Consider the following 20510-nt stretch of genomic DNA (forward strand, 5'->3'; position numbering starts at 1 on the left):
AGATGATATAGATTATGATTGTTTTTTAAATACATCTCTACCTTTGTAGAAATATTCAATACCTGAAAGAACTGTAAAGAATACACCGATGTATAACAATACTTGTCCGATTGGGAAACCAATCCATACGACAAGTGGTTCACCAAGTAAAATCCAAACTAATGCAACCATTGTAACTGCTGTTTTAATTTTACCTAATTGACCTGCAGCGCTGACAAAGCCTTGTTCAATTTGAAGTAAGCGTAAGCCTGTTACCGCAAATTCACGTGCAATGATAATAATCGCTACAACTGAATTCGTTAAATCAAGTTGAACTAAAACGATTAAAGCACTTGCAACTAACAATTTATCTGCTAGCGGGTCTAAGAATTTCCCCATGTTTGTCACTAAATTCCATTTACGTGCTAAGTAGCCATCCGCAAAGTCACTGAGTGAAGCGATGATAAAAATCAAACCGCTGATAAAGAACTCAATACGAATCGAATGACTTCCGATAAATGTCATATTGCCAAAGCCGAAGTCGACTAACGCAAAAAGAATAAATACCGGTATTAAAATTACCCTGAAGATGGTTATCTGATTGGGTAGATTCATAAACATTTCCTCTTTTCTTGCTATTTTATAATAAGAATACTGCTGCCACCCATAAGACCAAAGTTACCACAATAAAAATACTGAGCCAAACAACCAGTTGCTTAGAATCTTTACTTTGTGTTTTATAATCTGGCGGATTTGAACCACTGAATTGTTCAATAGTTTCATCATAGTGGCTATCTGCAGAATTCGGCAGCTCCTCTTGATGATGAGCAATCAGGATAGAAGCATCTGTATTCACTGCTTTGGCATATTTCTCAATAATACCTTCCGCATAATTCGGATTAGAAAGCGCATTAAAATCATTCGCTTCGATAAGAGTCAAAGTTTCTCTTTTCACTTTAGTCTTTGACTCTAATTCATTTAACGTCATGCCTAAGCGTTCTCTTTTCCCTTTTAATGTCTGTCCAATTGTATTGCTCATGTTTTGACACTCCTTGAAACATTATTCAAAAAATCCGAATCCTCCGCCAAAGTCATCAAAGGAATTACCGAAATCTAAGTTATTCTTACTTTTAACTGTTTGTTGTTTCATATGTTCATATTTGATTTCTTGATCTTCAGTTTCTCTCAACTCAATAATATAATCAAAGTCTTCTAACTGATAATCACAAGAATCTACAAATAAATCCGGATGTTCTACCACTTTGATTGCTGGTAAAGCCATCACTTCATCGACTAATTGACGATGCTTAGGATCATTTTCTCTGGCAGTCACTGCCCCATCGATAATATAAACATGTTCTGGTCCGTATTCTCCTTTTAATAGAGAATTACGTATGGTTTGTTTAATCAATGTAGAACTGATAAACAGCCAACGCTTATGCGCACAGACACTGCCTGCTACAATTGATTCTGTTTTACCGACACGTGGCATGCCACGAATACCGATTAGTTTATGGCCTTCTTCTTTAAAGATTTCTGCTAAAAAGTCTACCAGCAGACCTAAATCCTCACGTTCGAATCTGAACGTTTTCTTATCATCTGCATCTTGTTTGATATAGCGGCCATGTCTGACTGCTAAACGATCACGTAATTGCGGTTTACGCATTTTAGTAATCGAAATTTCATCAATTTGACTTACAATATCTTCAAAGCGTCGCATTTTGTCTAAACTGTCTGCACGAATTAATAGACCTCGACGATTTTGATCGACGCCATTAATTGTCACAATACTGATCCCCATCATCCCTAATAGACTTGCGACATCTCCTAAAAGTCCAGCTCGGTTAAAGGTAATTTCATATTCTAAATACCATTCAATTTTTCTTTCTGGTGCTATCATGTTTTAACACGCCCCTTAGTTCAACAACATATAGAATTCATCAGAATGAATTGATACATACTCATTTTCAATAGAATTGAAAGATATCTACATTATACATTATCTCTAAGTATATGAATATGGAATTCATGTTTAAATATACCAACCGCCATTGACTTTCTGTATTGTACCTGTGACACTTTGTGCACGTTTATCATAAAGATAAGCACATGTGTACGCAACTTCATCTGGTGTAACCATACGTTGTTGTGGCAGTTCATCAATAATAGCTGCTAATTCAGAAGGTTCAAACTCATCTGCCATATTACCACTGACCATGCCAGGTGTCACAGCATTGACTGTAATATTTGTCATCGCAAGTTCTTGGCTTAAAGCTTTCACAAAGCCGATTTGTGCCGCTTTCATCGCAGAATAAACAGTTTCCATGCTCGCACCTGTTTCTCCCCATATTGAAGAGATAATTAAAATGCGGCCTTGAGCACTTGCTCTTAATTGTTCTAAAAAGAAACGTGTGATAAGCATCATGTTTTTAACATTCAACTGATAACATGCATCAATGTCTGTTGCTGTCATATCTTGAAACATGCCATATAAACTGCGACCAGCTGCATAAACTAAAACATCCAAATTATGAATAAATGAAAATACAGATTCCATGTTTATATTTTGCGTCAAATCCGCTTGTACAAACGATACATTCTGACTCTCATATTTAGCTTTTAGCTGATCTGGTGACGATTGATTATAATGAACAATGACCTCATAACCATCTGACAATAATTGTTCTACAATAGCGGAACCAATAGAGCCAGAACCTCCAATGACTAATGCTTTCATTTACTTCTTAATCTCCAGTCTGCTGTCAGCAATTTGATCAAAGTTTAAACTTTTCTCTGCCGCTTCATTAATACTCTCTAACGTAATACTATCTACAATGTCCAACATATTGAATAAGCTGACACCTTCGAAATAAAGTTTTGTATATTGATTCGCAATATATTCTGGTGAGTTCAAACTTGAAATAAACTCTCCAATAAATTGTTTCTTCAACAATTCAAAGGCTTCTTCATCTTCTAAATTGCCGACCTTAGCTTTCAACTCATCCAACAATAATGACTTCAACTTATCTGGGTCTGGTGTTGAACTTGTAATTAAAGAGAAGCTGTAAGAAGGTTCTAACACAAATTGATAACCAAATGTATCATCAATTAAGCCTTCATTTAATAAGTTTTGATAGAAGTCTGTTTCTTCACCTAATACCATTTCGAAGAAGAATGTCATTTCAATATCACGTTTCATAAAGACTTCTTTTGATGCTTGTTGCGGTACGTTTTTAAAGCCAAGCATCAATCTTGGAATTTGAATATTCATTTCCTCAACCACTTTGGTTTGTTGAACTGCTTCAGGCTCTTCTAAGCTATCGCGTACAATTTCAGGCTGTGCTGTCAATTCTCGTTTTGCTTCATGATCACGAACTAAATCATGAATACGTTCAGGATCGACATTACCTACAACAAACATCACCATATTAGATGGATGATAAAATGTTTCGTAGCAAAGATATAAATCATCTTTTGTAATTTCATAAATACTTTCAACACTGCCAGCAATATCTACTTTAACAGGGTGTTGTTTATACATTGCACGTAATGTATTGAACATTAGCTTATAACCTGGTTGTTCTTGATACATTTTTATTTCTTCAGCAATAATCCCTTTTTCTTTTTCAACTGTTGCTTCAGTGAAATAAGGCGTCTCTACCATGTTCATCAAACGTAAAATGTTCGACTCTACATTTGAGGTTGCGCTAAATAAATAACTTGTGCGATCGAAACTTGTAAAGGCATTGACTTGTGCATTATCTTCCGCAAAGTCAGTAAATAAGTCGCCTTCTTCTTTTTCAAATAATTTATGTTCTAAGAAATGCGCAACACCATCCGGTACTGTCACAAATTCATCACTGCCTAAAGGTTTAAATTTGCTGTCTAATGAACCGAACTGTGTCGTATATGTAACAAATGTTTTTTGGAACCCTGGCTTTGGAATGATAAAAACTTTTAAGCCATTATCCATTTGCGCTTCATATACTGTTTCATCGATTAACTCATAATAACATTTTTTCATTTATGCTTCGTCCTCCTTCGTCAACACATAAATCGTATCTAGGATGGCACTTTGTGTGAGACGAATAACATCTTCTTTCGTCACATCGTGAATTTTTTGTCCATAATTACCATTTGTTAAATCTTTCGGTAATAAGATTTGATTATGTGCAATTTCTACCATACTTTTCGGACGGTCTTGTGATTCGTTACGTTGTGAAATTAAAATTTTCTTCGCAAGTTCTAATTTCTCTTCACTGAATTCACCACGTTGGAATTTTTCAAATTCCGCTAAAATCGTATCTTTCGCAACTTCATATTTTTCAGCAGAAACACCGCTTAACACAAACATGTAGCCATTCTTACCATCAATTTGTGAATGTACAGAATATGCTAAACTTTGTTTTTCACGCACTTCATTGAACAAGACAGATGATGGATCACCACCGAACATTGTGTTGAAGACCACAAAGGTATAGTAATCTGGTTGTCCATAGTATGTGTTGAAGCGATAACCGATGTTCAACTTCGCTTGGTCAATTTCGTCATATTCTACAATAGTTTGCGGCAGTTCATCTTTAGAACGTTGTGCTTGAATGACTGAAGAAACTTGTTGTAGTGGTTTAATATCAAACAGTTGTTTGATTTTGTCTGTGACTTCTTCTGAATCGACATTACCTACGACATAAACAGCACAATCATCGTTCTCTAACATGGATTGGTATGTATGATATAACAATTCTGGTGTGATTTGAGGTATATGTTCGATTAAACCTGATGCTAGATAACTATATGGTTGATCGCCAAACATGTTTTTCATTAATTTTAAGAAAGCTAGTTGTGCTTTATTATCATTGATTGCTTCTAGTTTCTTTTTCAATAATGTCTTTTCTTGTGTCACAAATGTTTCATTGAAACGTTCGTTTTCAACTAACGGATGATAAAGAATTTGTTGAAGTAATGCTAAACCTTCATCAAACAAAGGGTCTTTATGTTTTAAGTAACGTTCGTTCACAATTTCTAATGTAATTGTGATGACATGTTTATCCTTGAACTTTGTCACGAAACTATTGACATAAGCCCCATATAACTCTGAAAGTTTTCTGTTAAACGCTTTATCTGTCGGCCATTCTTTTGTGGCTCTGACAAGTAATTTACTTAACAAGGCACGCGCAGTCATAGTTTCTTCATCCAGCGGTGCCATAAATTTGAATGTGATAATTGTTGTTTTAAATTTATCCGTCGGCATCACCTTAATGCGCGGCTCTGTATGATTGTGTTGTTGACTCACACTGTCACACCCTTTCTTAATTTTCTTCAATTTTACGTATTGTTTTAAATTTGACTACTTCACTCTTGAAGTAATTATAAGAGTAAAGAATCGGTCTGTTTTGATGGTCATAATGGATTTGTCTTAATAGCATCAATGCTTCATTTGGTGCTGACTCTAAAGCTTCTGATACTTTAGGTTCATAGCTGACCGATTCAATCTCTGTTTCTGAATATGCGATACTGATATCAGCAAAAGCTTTGATTGCAGTTAAAATGGATTCATCATGCGCTTGAAATGCAGCACAAGTCAGGTAACTTGTTGCCACTTTATCTAAACAATAAACAACAGGACTACCATCAGCGGTTCTGATTCTTTCAATCAACGTGACAAATTCGCCTTCTTTTAAATCCAGCGCTTTACGATCATACATTGTTGCTGGTTGTTGATCTAAATTCATAAAAATAGTGCCCGCTTTATAGCCTTCATTTTCAATCATTTTGCTGATGCTTAACAACTTATCAAGTGGATAGAAGAAAGGTTGAGAAGTTTTAACACTCGCTGTTGCTTCAAAGTTTTGTGTTAAAACTTGTTCCGTAATAAGTTCATCCACTGCATCATATACATCATCAGTTTTTGCGTTAACTTCTCTTGCGATTGATAAAGTACTTGGAACCGGATCACCCGGTTGCAAGTTACCTTCTTCAATTTCATTTAATATCCATTCTTTAATTCTGTATATCGAATTCGTATTTGTCATCATTACACCTCACCATTATCTAAATCCACTAATACTTGTCGTGGTTTACTGCCTCGTTGTGGTCCAATCACTTGGTTGTTTTCTAAATCATCCATTAAACGTGATGCACGGTTGTAACCGATTCTGAATTGACGTTGTAAAAGGGATGTACTCGCTTTTTGCTGTTCGACAATAAATTGATAAGCTTCATCATATAGCGGATCTTCACTTTTCTTTTCTCCGCCCTCTGGTGTTGTACCAGGTTCCATTTCTTTAACATAATTCGCTTTTTGTTGATCAATTACAAAATTCACTACATTTTGAACTTCTTGATCACTTAAGAATGCACCTTGGATACGCGTTTGAATAGAACCGCCTTTACCAAAGTACAACATATCCCCTTTACCTAATAGCTTCTCAGCTCCGCCTCGGTCGATAATCGTACGAGAGTCTGTTTGAGAGCTGACCGCAAAAGCAATACGTGATGGAATATTGTTCTTGATTAATCCCGTAATAACATCCACAGATGGACGTTGTGTCGCAATAATTAAGTGAATGCCTGCAGCACGAGCCATTTGTGTAATACGTTGAATCGCATTCTCAACATCTTTACCTGCAACCATCATCAAGTCAGCTAATTCATCTACAATTACGACAATATAAGGTAATAGAGATTGTTTTTCATCTAATTCCTCATTTTGACGCTTCATATAGTCATTATAGCTTTCAATATTTCTAGTACCCGTATGTTGGAATAAATCATAACGACGTTCCATTTCCGCCACAATTTTCTCTAACGCTTGTGATGCTTTATGAGGATTTGTGACCACTGGAATTAATAAATGCGGAATACCGTTATATACATTCAATTCTACCATTTTTGGGTCAATTAGCATGAGTTTTACTTCATGGGGTTTCGCATTCAGTAAAATACTCGTAATGATACCATTGATACATACAGATTTACCGCTCCCGGTAGAACCTGCCACAAGCAAGTGCGGCATTTTATTTAATTCTACGCTGATAGGTTCGCCTGATATATCTCTACCCAAACCTACCTCTAATTTATTCTTAGAAGGGAATTTTTCATCTAAGACTTCTTTTAAAGAGACTAATGCGATTTTATCATTCGGTACTTCGATACCTACAGCTGAACGACCAGGAATCGGTGCTTCAATACGCACATCTTTGGCAGCCAAAGCTAACGCAATATCATTATGCAAGTTGACGATTTTGCTGACTTTAACCCCTTGTGCTGGTTGTACTTCATATTGAGTCACTGCCGGACCGATTTTGATTTGGGTTACTTTCGCATTAACATTAAAGTTCTTCAATGTATTTTCAAGTAAGCGCCCTTTCTTTTGAACTTCAGCACGTGAAGTTGTTTTTTGTTTCACTGGTTCATTCAAAATTGAAAGTGGCGGTAATTGATAGTCTGAATTTTCAACTTCACCCGCTTCAGAAATACTGCCCATATCTTCAGATGATTCTGTTGATTCATTTGTTTGTGTTTGTTCTACCAACTGACGTTTTTCACGTTTTCTTTTAGGTGCAGGTTCTGCTTGAGGTTTAGGTTCTGCTGGTTTTGGTGTCTCTTCTTTTTGATCATCACCGAAAATCGGAATCGCAGCTTCTTGCTTCTCTGCTTCTGACATGGGAACTTCTGTAAAGTCGCTGACATCCTTCACTTCTTCTTGTTGTGCACGCTCTGCTGCTTTTTCTTCTTTACGGCGTTGTTTTTCTTCTGCACGCTCAGCTTGACGTGCTTTACGTTCTTTTCTATGTACTGCTGCTTTTTCACTGCCTGATTTTAATTTCTCTAAGAAAATTTTAGCCACATCACGATGACGTTGTTTAGATAATAAAATAAAACTTGAAATAAAAAGTAATATTGTTAAGATGACAACGCCGACAATGGATACAAGCGGTATAGAGAAATGAACTAAATAATAACCAAGCACCCCGCCGCCGAAATTCGGAAAATGAGTTTTATCATATTGACGATACACATAAGAAATAACAGGTTCACGGTCGCCCGTCGCACCTTTCGTAAAGACTAAATACAACTGTGTCGCAAATAACAACGCAACTTGTAACACAATTGAACCTGTTAATCTTCTAGTTTTCGGCAGCTTGCCGTTATAAGCTAAAAAGCCTGATGCTAATATAACGAGAATGTAGGTTAAGTATCTACTATAGCCAAACAAGTAATTGAAAAGGGTATCAATTACTCTTCCGATTATTCCTAATTGGAAGGCACCTAGAACAACAAGCACTACCGTAATAATCGCAGCAATATAGCGTAACGGTGCTTCATTTTGTTTTTTCTTTGTGGTTTTTCTTCTTGCTGTCGTTTTACGTTTCGTATTTGTTGTTCTTTTCTTTCTTTGTGCCAAAACATACACCTTCTTTTCCATAAAATATGTCTTAGTGAATATGTATTATGCGTACAGACAAACTAAGGTGCCTATACGCACACATGCTAAACTTACTATCCTTCTATTTTAACATTTAACGTATAGACCACATAGTTACACATGATTAAAATATGAGCTATACGATGAAATGCTATGGTACGCATGTTTGCACACCATAGCATTCTTGTATGTTAATCTTGCATACTTTTAATTAAACTTCAGAAATAATTGGGATAATCATTGGACGACGTTTTGTGTTTTCAAACAACAACTTGCTGATTTTATCACGCATATTTTGCTTGATTTCAGACCATTCAATACGACGTTCTTGAAGACCTTGTTCCACTATCTCGCGTACTTTTTCTTCCGCTTCTTTCAACAATTCTTCACTTTCTCTGACATACACGAAACCACGTGATTGAATTTCAGGTCCTGCCGCAATTTGTCGGTTTTTCGGATCTAAAGTCACAACCGCAATGAAAATACCATCTTCTGCTAATAAATGGCGGTCACGTAAAACGATATTACCGACGTCACCGACACCGATACCATCAATCAGTACGTTACCTGATTCTACTTTTTCATTTAAAATCATATCTTCGCCATCGAAGTTTAAGACATCGCCTTTTTCAGCTAAGAAAATCTTTTCAGGTGCTACACCTGCTTCAGCCGCTAATTTCGCATGGGCAATCTGCATTTTGAACTCGCCTTGGACAGGGATAAAGTATTCTGGCTTCATGATGTTAATCATCATTTTGAGTTCTTCCATGCAACCATGACTTGATGCGTGGATTTTCTTATTATTTGGGATGATATCTGCTCCGGCACGTGCTAATTCATTTAACGTGTCACCGATAATTACTTCCATGTTAGCTGACGCTGTCATGGCTAAGAAGACTGAATCACCTTTTTCGATATTCATAATTTTATGCTTTTGACGCGCCATTTGGTTCAATGCTTCTACAGGTTCTCCTTGCATACCTGTCGCAATAATTACCACTTCATTTTTCGGATAATTTTTAACTTCATTAATTGGAATTAATAAGTCTTTTGGAATATCAAAGTATCCCATTTTACGTGCAATATTGAATGATGTTTCTAGTGAACGTCCTAAGAATGAGACTTTACGATTCAATTTGCAAGCTATATTTAACACTTGTTGAATTCTGATAAAGTTTGATGCATAACAAGACACAATCAATCTGCCATTCACTTTTGTAAATGCATCTAACATATGAGATTCAATCACATTTTCAGGTGTGTTGTAACCTGGTTTCTCCGCTTCAGTCGAATCACTGATTAACGCAAAGACACCTTCGTCTCCGATTTCAGTCATTTTCTTAAGATCTGGCGCATAGTTGCCTTGTAAACTTTGGTCAAATTTAAATTCACCAGTATACACAATTGCACCATATGACGTATGAATCGTTACACCTAAACTATCTGGAATACTATGTGATGTATTAAAGAATGATACATTGACATTTTTAAAGCGCATTACAGATTCATTGTTGACTGTATAATATCTGACTTTCTTATCAATTTTACGTTCTTTCATATATTCTTTAACAAGTGCTAATGTCAATTTAGAACCATATACTGGTGCGTCAACTTTTTCTAAAACATAGCTGACTGCACCAATCGCATGCTCATGTCCATGCGATAAGAAAATACCTTTTAATTTATCTTTATTTTCAATGACATATTGAATATCAGGAATTACAATGTCGACACCCAGCATTTCGTCTTCTGGGAACATAAGACCTGCATCCAACATAAACATTTCATCGTCAACTTCAACGATATACATATTCTTCGCAATTTCACCCACGCCGCCAAGCGGGATGATGCGAATATCATTATTCTTTTTCTTTACTAAATTCAATTTTTCTCCTCCTATTTATAATCCCCGACCATATAAGTATTCACTCTATATTATAAGTTAAAATCTTTTTAATGTACACTAATGAATCCATAGGCCAGCACGATGTTAAACCGTACATATGTATAAAAGAATGCTTGTGAAGCAACATCAAGTTGTACAAGCATTCTTCTTATTCAATCTCATATTCTATTAGTTTTCTTTATTTAATAATACACGGTGAGATGCATTCACACGGCCTTTACTGTCAATTTCAGTTACTTTAACTTCAATTGAGTCGCCAAGTTTCAATACATCTTCAACTTTATTGATACGCTCATTCGCAATTTGTGAGATGTGTAATAACGCATCAGTGCCTGGGAATAATTCTACGAACGCACCGTATTTTTCAATACGTTTAACTTTCGCATTATATGTTTGACCCACTTCTGCTTCACGTGTAATTTCTTCAATAATTTCACGCGCACGATTGATCATCGCTTGATCTACTGCACCGATAAAGATAGTACCATCTTGTTCGATATCCAGTTTAACACCTGTTTCATCAATGATTTCATTGATTTTCTTACCGCCAGGTCCAATAACATCTCTGATTTTGTCTGGTTTGATTGTCATTGTTTCAACTTTAGGTGCATACGCACTTAATTCTGGTCTTGGTTGATCGATTGTTTGAAGCATGTGTTCTAGAATTGTTAAACGACCGACACGTGCTTGTTCTAAAGCTTCTTCAATGATTTCTCTAGTTAAACCATCGATTTTGATATCCATTTGGATTGCTGTGATACCATCTTTAGTACCGGCAACTTTGAAGTCCATATCGCCTAAAGCATCTTCCATACCTTGAATATCTGTAAGAATTGTATAGTTATCATCGCGTGTTACAAGACCCATCGCAATACCAGCAACTGGTGCTTTGATTGGTACACCTGCATCCATTAAAGCAAGTGTAGAACCGCAAATAGATGCTTGTGATGATGAACCGTTTGATTCAAGCACTTCGCTGACAATACGTACTGTATATGGGAAATCTTGTGTGTCAGGAATGATATATTTCAAAGCACGTTCGCCTAATGCACCGTGTCCGATTTCACGACGACCTGGTGCACGAACTGGACCTGTTTCACCTACTGAGAAGTTCGGGAAGTTATAGTGATGCATAAAGCGTTTTTCAACTTCAGGTCCTAAACCGTCAATTAATTGATATTCGCTTAATGCGCCTAATGTCAATACAGATAACGCTTGTGTTTGACCACGAGTGAATAAACCTGAACCATGTGCACGCGGTAATAAACCGACTTCAGATTCTAATGGACGAATTTCATCTGGCTTACGTCCATCTGGTCGTACTTTTTCATCCGCAATTTGACGACGGACTTCTTCTTTTACTAAATCATTTAAGATTGCATTTACTTCAGCAAGTAACGCTTCGTTTTCCGGATCTTCTTCATCCTCGAAAATCTCAATAATTTCGTCACGAACTGCGTCGATATTTTCTTCGCGTTCTTTTTTATCAAATGTTTGAATAGCTTCCTTCAAACCTTTTTCTTGTGTTAATGCAGTTACTTTTTCTTCGACTTCTGCATCACGTTCAACTGGAATAAATTTTGATTTCTCAGGTTTAAGATAATCAATAATTTCCTCTTGGAACGCTACTAAACGCTTGATTTCTTCATGACCGAAGAAAATTGCATCTAACATTTCTTTTTCAGTAATCTCGCTTGCGCCTGCTTCAACCATGTTAACTGCGTCTTTATGGCCTGCAACTTCTAAATCTAAACGAGATTGTTCTTTTTGTTCTACAGTCGGGTTGATCACATATTGACCATCAACATAACCGACATTTACCCCTGCAATCGGACCTTGGAATGGGATATCTGATACACTTAATGCCATTGATGAACCGATCATTGCTGCCATTTCTGGTGAACAATCCGGATCAGCACTTAACACGATATTCATGATTTGAACATCATGGCGGTAACCTTTAGGGAATAATGGACGGATTGGTCTATCGATTAAACGCGCAGTTAAAGTTGCTTCGTCAGCCGGACGACCTTCACGTTTTTTAAAGCCCCCAGGAATTTTACCTGCTGCATACATTTTTTCTTCATAGTTAACTGTTAATGGGAAGAAATCTCCATCACGCGGTTCTTTTGATGCTGTCGCAGTAGATAATACAACTGTATCCCCATAACGTACGAGTACCGCACCGTTTGCTTGTTTTGCCATCTGCCCAGTTTCAATTGTTAACGGACGGTTTGCCCATTCGGTCTTAAACACTTTCTTGTCTTGAGACATTAGGAATCTCCTTTCTCTTACTACCTCTTTTACATTAATAATTCTATCATATCATTTACATGATTATTTTTATACGCACATTCGTATCTAAGCTATAAAAAAAGGAAAGCAACCAACGATGGTCCTTTCCTCTAACTGGTATCAGCGTTTTACTTAAGAAAAGATTAACGACGGATACCTAATGATTTGATTAATTCACGGTAACGTTGAATATCTTTTTTACGTAAGTAGTTTAATAAATGTCTACGACGACCTACCATTTTTAATAAACCACGACGTGAATGGTGGTCTTTTTTGTGTGTACGTAAGTGTTCGTTTAAAGCATTGATTTCTGCAGTTAATACTGCGATTTGTACTTCTGGTGAACCTGTGTCTGTTTCGTGTACACGGTATTGTTTGATTAATTCGTCTTTACGTTCTTGTGAAATTGCCATTGTCAATTTCCTCCTTTAATAATTTAGTCTCCTCAGTCTGAGTCAGGCGTCGGAGTATCGACCTGCCAAGAGTGAGGACTGTTTTTAATCTTGTTTTGATTACCACATGTGTAATCATTCCGACCTAAATATTATAAGATACTTCATCACCGAAATCAACCGATAATAAATATTTCGCTTGTTCTTTATCTTTATTCATTTGTTCTACAAGCGGATCAATACCATCAAACTTGATTTCCGGTCTTAAATAGTGGTGCCAAAAGACAATCACACGTTCACCATAAATATCTTCTTCAAAATCAAAGATATTCACTTCAATCACGACATGTGATTTCTTAGGATCATGAAATGTCGGTTTCACACCCACATTACATACGCCTCTATAAATACGTTGTTCTGTACCGATAGCTAAGCTGACTGCGTACACACCTTTTTTAGGTAATACATAATCGTCGCTCGGTTCAATATTTGCTGTTGGGAACCCGATTGTTCTACCACGTTTTTCACCTTGGACTACTGTTCCTTTGATGCGGTAACGATAGCCTAGTTCATCATTTGCTTTCTGCAAGTCGCCTTCTTTTAATGCTTTTCTAATTTCAGTTGTTGATATTTTCTCTGAGAACATTTCTTGTTTGCTCACAATCGTTGTATTAAAGTGTGTTTTTAATTCTTGGAGTACAGACATATTGCCTTTACCGTGTTTGCCGAATGTAAAATCAAAGCCTGCAACGACTTCTTTCACATGGTTTGCGATTAAATATTCATTCACAAACTCATCAATCGAAACATCCGCAAATTTAGATGTGAAATTCACAATAATAACATAATCGATGTTATATGATTCTAAAATTTCGATTTTATCACTTAACGGCGTTAAATAATCCGTTCTTTTTTGTTTAGGATTCAATACAACCGATGGATGGGGATCAAACGTCATAATCGCTTTTTTCAAATTACGTTTTTTCGCAATCTCATTTAAAGTATGAAAGACTTGCGCATGTCCTTTATGCAAGCCATCAAAAAATCCCAATGCCATCGCAACGTCTTCTTGTATATATTGCTCAGGTTGAATTGGATGTGTAACTTCAATTACTTTCATTTTGCGATGCTCCTTTAGTTAAATACCTTTTTAGGTTTGATTTCATTCGGTTTCTCAGCGTGCGGAATATAAAGTGCTAAGGCTTTTTCTGTTTCTTTATCTTCCATCACTGTTACTTCATCAATCGCTTCAGAAAATTCATTTTTATAAAATTTCTGTCCATTTAAAATACGTTTTTTGATTTTCGGGTCGTCAATTTGAATATGAGGCAACCCTTTCAAACCATATTCTATCGGAAATAGCTTTTCCTGTAATGCTTCTTGCTTATATAATTCATCAATTTGATCCAAAGTTAAACTTTCATCGATAGAAAAACCGCCGCTTTCTACACGTGTTAATTGAGACATATGTGCCGGAAAACCTAATGTTCTGCCGATATCAGTTGCTAACGTTCTGATATATGTCCCTTTCCCACAACGTATAAATATATCAAATGAACATGTGTCATCTTTATACCGAATCTCAGAATTACGTTCAATTTCATAAATACGCACTTTTCGTTTAGGGCGTTCAACTGTTTCATTATTACGTGCGTACTCATATAGCTTACGTCCATTCACTTTAACAGAAGAATACATCGGCGGAATTTGTTCAATTTCACCTACAAATGATAAAATCGCTTCATCAATTTTATCAGCTGTTAAATCTTTACTGACTACTTTCGTTTCTAGCACCTCTCCAGTTTGGTCTTCAGTAGTTGTACTCACACCGACCGTAACCGTTGCTTGATATGCTTTACCCATTTCCATGATATAGTCACTGACTTTAGTGGCACCACCGACACAAATTGGTAAAACGCCATTTACTTCTGGATCTAATGTGCCTGTATGGCCTACTTTTTTAGTATGTAAAATTTTACGCAATTTAAATACAACATCATGGCTTGTTAAACCACGTTCTTTAAATACAGGTAAAATACCCTCCATCAACTACACCTCTTCTCTCTGTCATACCTCTACTATTTTACAATAAATTCAAAATGAAATATAGGCAAAGAAAATTAAGCAGCTGTTGAACGCATATAACACTTCAACAGCTGCTTATATTTTTAATCATCAAAATCATCATCGTCGTCATCATCTTTAATTTCGAACCATGACACAGACAGTACTTTTTTATTGAGGGCATTCACTTTAATTACTGCGCCTTCATCATCGTCTACGATTTGTTGAACCGTATAAAAAGGTGGATTGTGCTCTTTTTCTAAATCAATATAAACAAATTGACCTGGCACTTGATGTTGTGCGACTGCTTTTGCTGTTTCTTCTGAAATATAAGGTGTCTCTTTCTTCTTAGTTGCTTTTTCTTGCTGTGATTTAGACTTAGTCGGTCGTTTGACTTTTACTGTATGGACATTTTTAATTGCGCCGTCTTTTTTATCCACTTCTAAATCATACTTCAACCCTTCATCTAACAATTTTACTTTATAAGTTGTTTTTGCTTTATTTAAAGTTATAGATTGAATTTTTCCGTCATAACGATCATCTACTAGTTGTTTAACTTCTTGTTGGGTGTAGTCGTGTTGCGTGGACTTGAAATAAATCACTGCACATAATATCACTATCAATATACAAATAATGACTATCAACAGTATTTTAATCATCTTTTTGAGCACCATTTGAAGTCACCTTTTCTATAATCAAAATAAACGTTGTGCCAACATCAAGCACACTTTGTACTTGAATTTCTATGTCATTACGTTTGGCTAATTCAAACGCGATATAGAGTCCTAAACCAGAACCCCCAGATTGTCTTGCTCTTGCTTTGTCCACACGATAAAATTTATTGAAGATTTGTTCTAAATCTTCTGGCGGAATACCAATGCCACGATCTGAAATATTCACGTGTATGTGCGTTGGATGTTCCATCGCATGTATCATCACATCATCTTGACTGTACTTAATCGCATTATCTAAAAAAATTGTCATCAACTGTTTGAACTGATCTTCATTCACAAATGCACGTGCAGTATTATCACAGTGAAATACAATATCTCTATCATATGCATGTGCGAAACGTGAAGCCTTATGCTCTAATATTTCATTTAAATCAACAGATTGCCGTTCTGCCTGTTGATTACTGCGCTCTACTTTAGCTAAATCCAACATTTGCTCAGTTAAATATTTCAGCCGTTGTGCTTCATCGCTGATCGCATCTATACTTTCATTTAAAATATCTTCTCTAGTTTTTCCAAACCGCTTCAACATCTGACTATATGAATTAATCACCGTAATCGGTGTTTTCAATTCATGAGAAGCATTGGATATAAATGCTTGCTGCTTTTCATCATGTTCCTTTAAATTTTCCATCATATCATTATATGTCTGAGTTAATGCTTGCAACTCTTTAGTATCCTTTTGATTAATATCCATAATGACATAATGATTCGTTTCAATCGTCTTTTTCATTTTCTCAATCAATTGATTTATCGGTTGTAAAATAATTTGAGTCAGTAATCGATTTAATAAAAAGACAATCAACAAAATAAACAATGTAGAAAGTGTTAATACCACTTTTAAAATATCGTATTTACTATATTTGAAATCGATATTCTCAAAAATTTGTAGATTACTGACTTCTCCATCTTTCCAAACGAGCGGAACACTGACTAAGACAAAATGATGCCCTTTTTTATAAATCGCCTTTTTATATTGTTTATTTTTATACGGTTCACTTAAATCTTTATATTTTGGATTAGATGTGACTTGAAATTTACTATCATCATCTTTACCTACAATCGCAATATAATCATCAGTTAAAATCAAACTTTGCAATACTTTTTCTTTGTCGTTATGATTTTCTTTAGCCTTTCGTAATTCCTCCATCGTGCTGATTGCTTTATCTTCTAATTGTGCGGTTTCCGCATTTAACGAAGTGGTACGATAAATAAAATAGATCGTCAAATTAGTAATAATGACAACAATCGCAATCATCAAAGTAATATAAATTTGAAGTTGTGTTCCTAGTTTCATAACTAAGCTCTCATCATATAACCGATACCTCTGACACTTGATATAATTGAAGTATCAGCCGTATCTAATTTCTTTCTTAAGTATCTGACATAAACATCTACTATATTCGTATCGCCTACGAAATCATAACCCCAGACATACTCAATGATCTGCGCGCGATCTAAAGCAATGTTTTGATTGGTCATAAAATAGTACAACAAATCGTACTCTTTTTGTGTGAGTTCGACTAGACTGCCATCGACAAAAACTTCTCTAGATTGTGGATTCAATTCGATGTGATCATGTGTTAAAACTTCAACAGCTTCTTTTTGATTTAATTGCTGCTGTTTTAAATGTACACGAATCCGTGCTAATAATTCTTCAATTTCAAATGGCTTAGTCATATAATCATTTGCACCAGAATCTAAACCGCTGACTTTATCCATGACTTCATCACGTGCAGTTAACATAATAATTTTAATATAGTCATCATCATTTCGAATACGTCTGAGCACTTCTAATCCATTTAAATCTGGTATCATCACATCAAGTAAAATCAAATCAATCTGACGTTCTTGATAAAGTTGTAATGCTGCTTTACCAGAATGCGCTATACAGACATCATAGCCTGCATAATCCAATTCTAGTTCAATGACGCGTGCTATTTTCTCGTCATCTTCCACAATTAAGATAGTTTCCACTTTCTATTCACTCCTATTTCAATGCAAGCCCAACATATTGCCAATAAACATAATACATCACAATCATGGTAAGCATATATACTGGCATGATACCTAAACTTAAATACATGAGCTGTTTAATTGTAAATGGTCTTTCTTTATTCTCATAAAACAATAACAAGGCTTTAGAACTGACTGGAAAAGTTAAGCAGTAGTTCGTACCGATCAGCGCAATAAATACAACTGCTGTCAGGTTTAAACCAAACATTTTACCAAAAACAATCAGTAATGGAATAAAGACGACTGCACGTGTTGTATGACTTGTAATATACAAGTGAGAAGTCACAGTCAATACTACAATAATCACTAGCGGCACAAATTCATTTACCAGTTTGACATGATGCATCACTTGATATAATTGATGTTGAATGACATCGAGCACTTTATATTTCACCAATAGATTGCCAAGTGCAGTCGCACCCGCTACAAAGAAAATTAAGCTCCATGACACTCTGTTAAATGCTTCACGCCATCCGATCAAATCAACTTTAGGCATAATCATAATCAAGCTCATTAAAATTGTCACAAAGGCGATATCGAAATCATGCAGTGGTTCAGTTATCCAAAGTATCACTGTCAAACTAATGAGGACTGCTGCTTTTTTCTCTTTTTTAGTCAATGGTTGTTTTTCATATTGTATTATATTTTCTGTTGAAATCTTTTCAACAGGCTTCATATAAAACTTTTTTATCATAAATAAGCTTATTATTGCAATAATTATCCCAAATGGAAAGCCCCATAGTAAGAATTGAAGATAAGAAATAGAACCATCTGTTTGATTTTCAAGCAGTCCAATCCCAATAATATGACTGCCTGCACCAATTAAAGATAAGTTTGTTCCCATCAAAATTAACACTGGCATCAATATGCCTAAATACTGACGATTTGAATTAAAACGATTGCCAAATGCTTGATATACAGGTAGAAGTGCTGCTGCACGACCTGAAGTAGATGGAATAATTAAAGATAAAATTTGTACTAAGATAAAGACAAAGATATTCATACGTTTTCCAGACGTACACTTCGCTTCAATCCAACGAATCAAACGATCTAATAAACCACTGGTTTCCACTACGCCACCAATAATAAATGCGCCAATCATTAACCAAATCACATGTTCTTCTAATGATTGATACAAAATATCTTGCGGCATACCGAGTAAAATACCTAAACATACAACCAACATCGCAGATAACCCTGCTGGCATTTTACTAAAAATAAATAGTCCTAAAGATAACACAAACAAAGCCACACTCAATTGTCCTAAATAGGACAAATTTGTTTCTAAAAACAGCCATAGCGTGAAAATAAGATAAAGAATGGCTGCGATTAATTTAGAATAACTCATCTTTAAAGCACAAAATGTCTTTGTTTAGTTGTGTGTGTTTGTGACTTTGTTTGATTCATCTTCATACCGATTTGAATTGAGTGATATATATTTCGTGCACATTCCTTTAGCCATTTTGATGCATACTCAATAGAATCATCTAAACTTGAAGGCTGTTTAATAATGCTGTGAAAGGCATTAATACCACTTTGATAATTAAATTCCGCATCTTGACCGATTGTGCCTGCTAATGCAATCACAGGTGTATCATATTGTTGAGCGATTCTCGCTACTTCAGTAGGAATTTTTCCGTTTGGCGTTTGGAAATCTAAACACCCTTCTGCTGTGATGACTAAATCAGCTTGTGCAATAACAGGTTCAATATGCAAGTACTGTTGAATTAATTCAAAACGTGGATGCAATGTAGCGTTCGCAAAAGCGATTAACCCTGCACCTAATCCACCAGATGCGCCAGAACCTTGTTGATAAGCAACTGACTCACCTGTTGAACGTTTTATTAAACGTGCCAAATGATCAAGGTTATCCGATAAATGTTCGACTTCTTTTGGACTTGCACCTTTTTGTGGACCGAATATTTTTGCGACACCTTTTGGTCCACATAAAATATTCGACCAATTCACTGCTACATCTATAGGTGTATTTAATACACGCGGATCAATATGAGATAAATCCATATCATGAATACGGTCAATTTCACCTCCGCCATGGATAAATATTGTTTTACCTTTATAATCTTTGAAACGTGCACCGATTGCTTGTGCCATGCCGACACCGCCATCAGATGTTCCCGAATCACCACAGCCGATTAAGATACGTTCAGCGCCATGATCTAATGCGTGGATAATTGCTTCACCTACACCGTATGTTGAAGTGTGAAGCGGATTTCTCTGGTTGCTAGGTACATGTCTTAGACCCGCTATTGCGGCCATTTCAATTACCGCAACTTTTTGTTTGTTTTCATAAAACATACCATAAAATGTTTTGTGTTTTTGTCCTAATGGATCTTCTGCATTTAAATGATAAAGCTGACCATTTTTTATTTGCGTGATAGTTTGCGCAAATCCTTCGCCTCCATCTACCATGGGAATCACTTGAATATTTAAACTTTCATCTGCTTCATGCAGACCTTTTTGAATTGCTGTACCGACTTCTGCTGAACTCAAGCTTTCTTTAAAGCCTGAGGGTATCACTGCAATTTTCATTGTTATAACCTCCTAGTAAAAATCCTTATCGCCTATGTTAAGGAGGTTAAGTTTGTAAAGAATTAGAGAATTATTAGAATTCAATTAAAAAAACAGCTATGCACTTGCATAGCTGCAGACTGTCGACAAAGTCCTACGGACTTGTCGGC

At 35.8% G+C, this 20510-nt stretch carries 18 protein-coding genes; all 18 read right to left on the minus strand.

The window, feature by feature from the left end; all coding sequences use genetic code 11:
• Positions 1–12: 12 nt before the first annotated feature.
• Positions 13–594: a CDP-diacylglycerol--glycerol-3-phosphate 3-phosphatidyltransferase gene (pgsA, locus tag HMPREF2846_RS10105; RefSeq protein WP_002480729.1), complete on the minus strand. Its 582-nt coding sequence runs from the start codon at positions 592–594 to the stop codon at positions 13–15.
• A 25-nt stretch (positions 595–619) separates the two neighbouring features.
• On the minus strand, positions 620–1018 hold the full coding sequence (locus HMPREF2846_RS10110; RefSeq protein ID WP_002480728.1) for a helix-turn-helix domain-containing protein: 399 nt from the start codon (positions 1016–1018) through the stop codon (positions 620–622).
• Between the two features lie 21 nt (positions 1019–1039).
• Positions 1040–1879, minus strand: coding sequence for a DUF3388 domain-containing protein (locus HMPREF2846_RS10115; protein ID WP_023015675.1), 840 nt, complete (start codon positions 1877–1879; stop codon positions 1040–1042).
• A 132-nt stretch (positions 1880–2011) separates the two neighbouring features.
• Positions 2012–2716, minus strand: coding sequence for an elongation factor P 5-aminopentanone reductase (ymfI, locus tag HMPREF2846_RS10120; RefSeq protein ID WP_070626571.1), 705 nt, complete (start codon positions 2714–2716; stop codon positions 2012–2014).
• Complete coding sequence (yfmH, locus tag HMPREF2846_RS10125; protein ID WP_070626572.1) at positions 2717–4003, minus strand: EF-P 5-aminopentanol modification-associated protein YfmH; 1287 nt, start codon at positions 4001–4003, stop codon at positions 2717–2719.
• Positions 4004–5230, minus strand: a complete 1227-nt coding sequence (gene yfmF / locus HMPREF2846_RS10130) for an EF-P 5-aminopentanol modification-associated protein YfmF (RefSeq protein WP_172954253.1) — start codon at positions 5228–5230, stop codon at positions 4004–4006. It lies immediately after the preceding gene.
• Positions 5231–5288: 58 nt separating this feature from the next.
• Positions 5289–6011 carry a GntR family transcriptional regulator gene (locus HMPREF2846_RS10135; protein WP_002480723.1) on the minus strand — a complete coding sequence of 241 codons (723 nt, stop codon included), beginning with the start codon at positions 6009–6011 and terminating at the stop codon, positions 5289–5291.
• 2 nt (positions 6012–6013) lie between these two features.
• Entirely contained in the window at positions 6014–8386 is a 2373-nt protein-coding gene (locus tag HMPREF2846_RS10140; RefSeq protein WP_070626573.1) for an FtsK/SpoIIIE family DNA translocase, read from the minus strand.
• 232 nt (positions 8387–8618) lie between these two features.
• On the minus strand, positions 8619–10292 hold the full coding sequence (gene rnjB / locus HMPREF2846_RS10145; RefSeq protein WP_002480721.1) for a ribonuclease J2: 1674 nt from the start codon (positions 10290–10292) through the stop codon (positions 8619–8621).
• 189 nt (positions 10293–10481) lie between these two features.
• Entirely contained in the window at positions 10482–12587 is a 2106-nt protein-coding gene (pnp, locus tag HMPREF2846_RS10150; protein ID WP_070626574.1) for a polyribonucleotide nucleotidyltransferase, read from the minus strand.
• 164 nt (positions 12588–12751) lie between these two features.
• Complete coding sequence (gene rpsO / locus HMPREF2846_RS10155; protein WP_002480719.1) at positions 12752–13021, minus strand: 30S ribosomal protein S15; 270 nt, start codon at positions 13019–13021, stop codon at positions 12752–12754.
• 124 nt (positions 13022–13145) lie between these two features.
• Complete coding sequence (locus HMPREF2846_RS10160) at positions 13146–14120, minus strand: bifunctional riboflavin kinase/FAD synthetase (RefSeq protein ID WP_002480718.1); 975 nt, start codon at positions 14118–14120, stop codon at positions 13146–13148.
• A 14-nt stretch (positions 14121–14134) separates the two neighbouring features.
• On the minus strand, positions 14135–15049 hold the full coding sequence (truB, locus tag HMPREF2846_RS10165) for a tRNA pseudouridine(55) synthase TruB (protein WP_176745486.1): 915 nt from the start codon (positions 15047–15049) through the stop codon (positions 14135–14137).
• Between the two features lie 119 nt (positions 15050–15168).
• Positions 15169–15723: a PepSY domain-containing protein gene (locus HMPREF2846_RS10170; protein ID WP_218086521.1), complete on the minus strand. Its 555-nt coding sequence runs from the start codon at positions 15721–15723 to the stop codon at positions 15169–15171.
• Entirely contained in the window at positions 15716–17092 is a 1377-nt protein-coding gene (locus HMPREF2846_RS10175; protein WP_070626576.1) for a sensor histidine kinase, read from the minus strand. Before HMPREF2846_RS10175 ends, HMPREF2846_RS10170 begins: the two co-directional genes overlap by 8 nt.
• A 2-nt stretch (positions 17093–17094) precedes the next feature.
• Positions 17095–17772 (minus strand): response regulator transcription factor, encoded by a 678-nt coding sequence (locus tag HMPREF2846_RS10180; RefSeq protein WP_057509828.1) that lies wholly within the window; start codon positions 17770–17772, stop codon positions 17095–17097.
• Positions 17773–17785: 13 nt separating this feature from the next.
• Positions 17786–19159: an SLC13 family permease gene (locus HMPREF2846_RS10185; protein WP_057509827.1), complete on the minus strand. Its 1374-nt coding sequence runs from the start codon at positions 19157–19159 to the stop codon at positions 17786–17788.
• 2 nt (positions 19160–19161) lie between these two features.
• Positions 19162–20361, minus strand: coding sequence for a glycerate kinase family protein (locus tag HMPREF2846_RS10190; RefSeq protein WP_070626577.1), 1200 nt, complete (start codon positions 20359–20361; stop codon positions 19162–19164).
• Positions 20362–20510 lie beyond the last annotated feature (149 nt).

The organism is Staphylococcus sp. HMSC056G08, assembly GCF_001812305.1.
In the GTDB taxonomy this organism is placed as follows: Bacteria; Bacillota; Bacilli; order Staphylococcales; family Staphylococcaceae; genus Staphylococcus; species Staphylococcus simulans.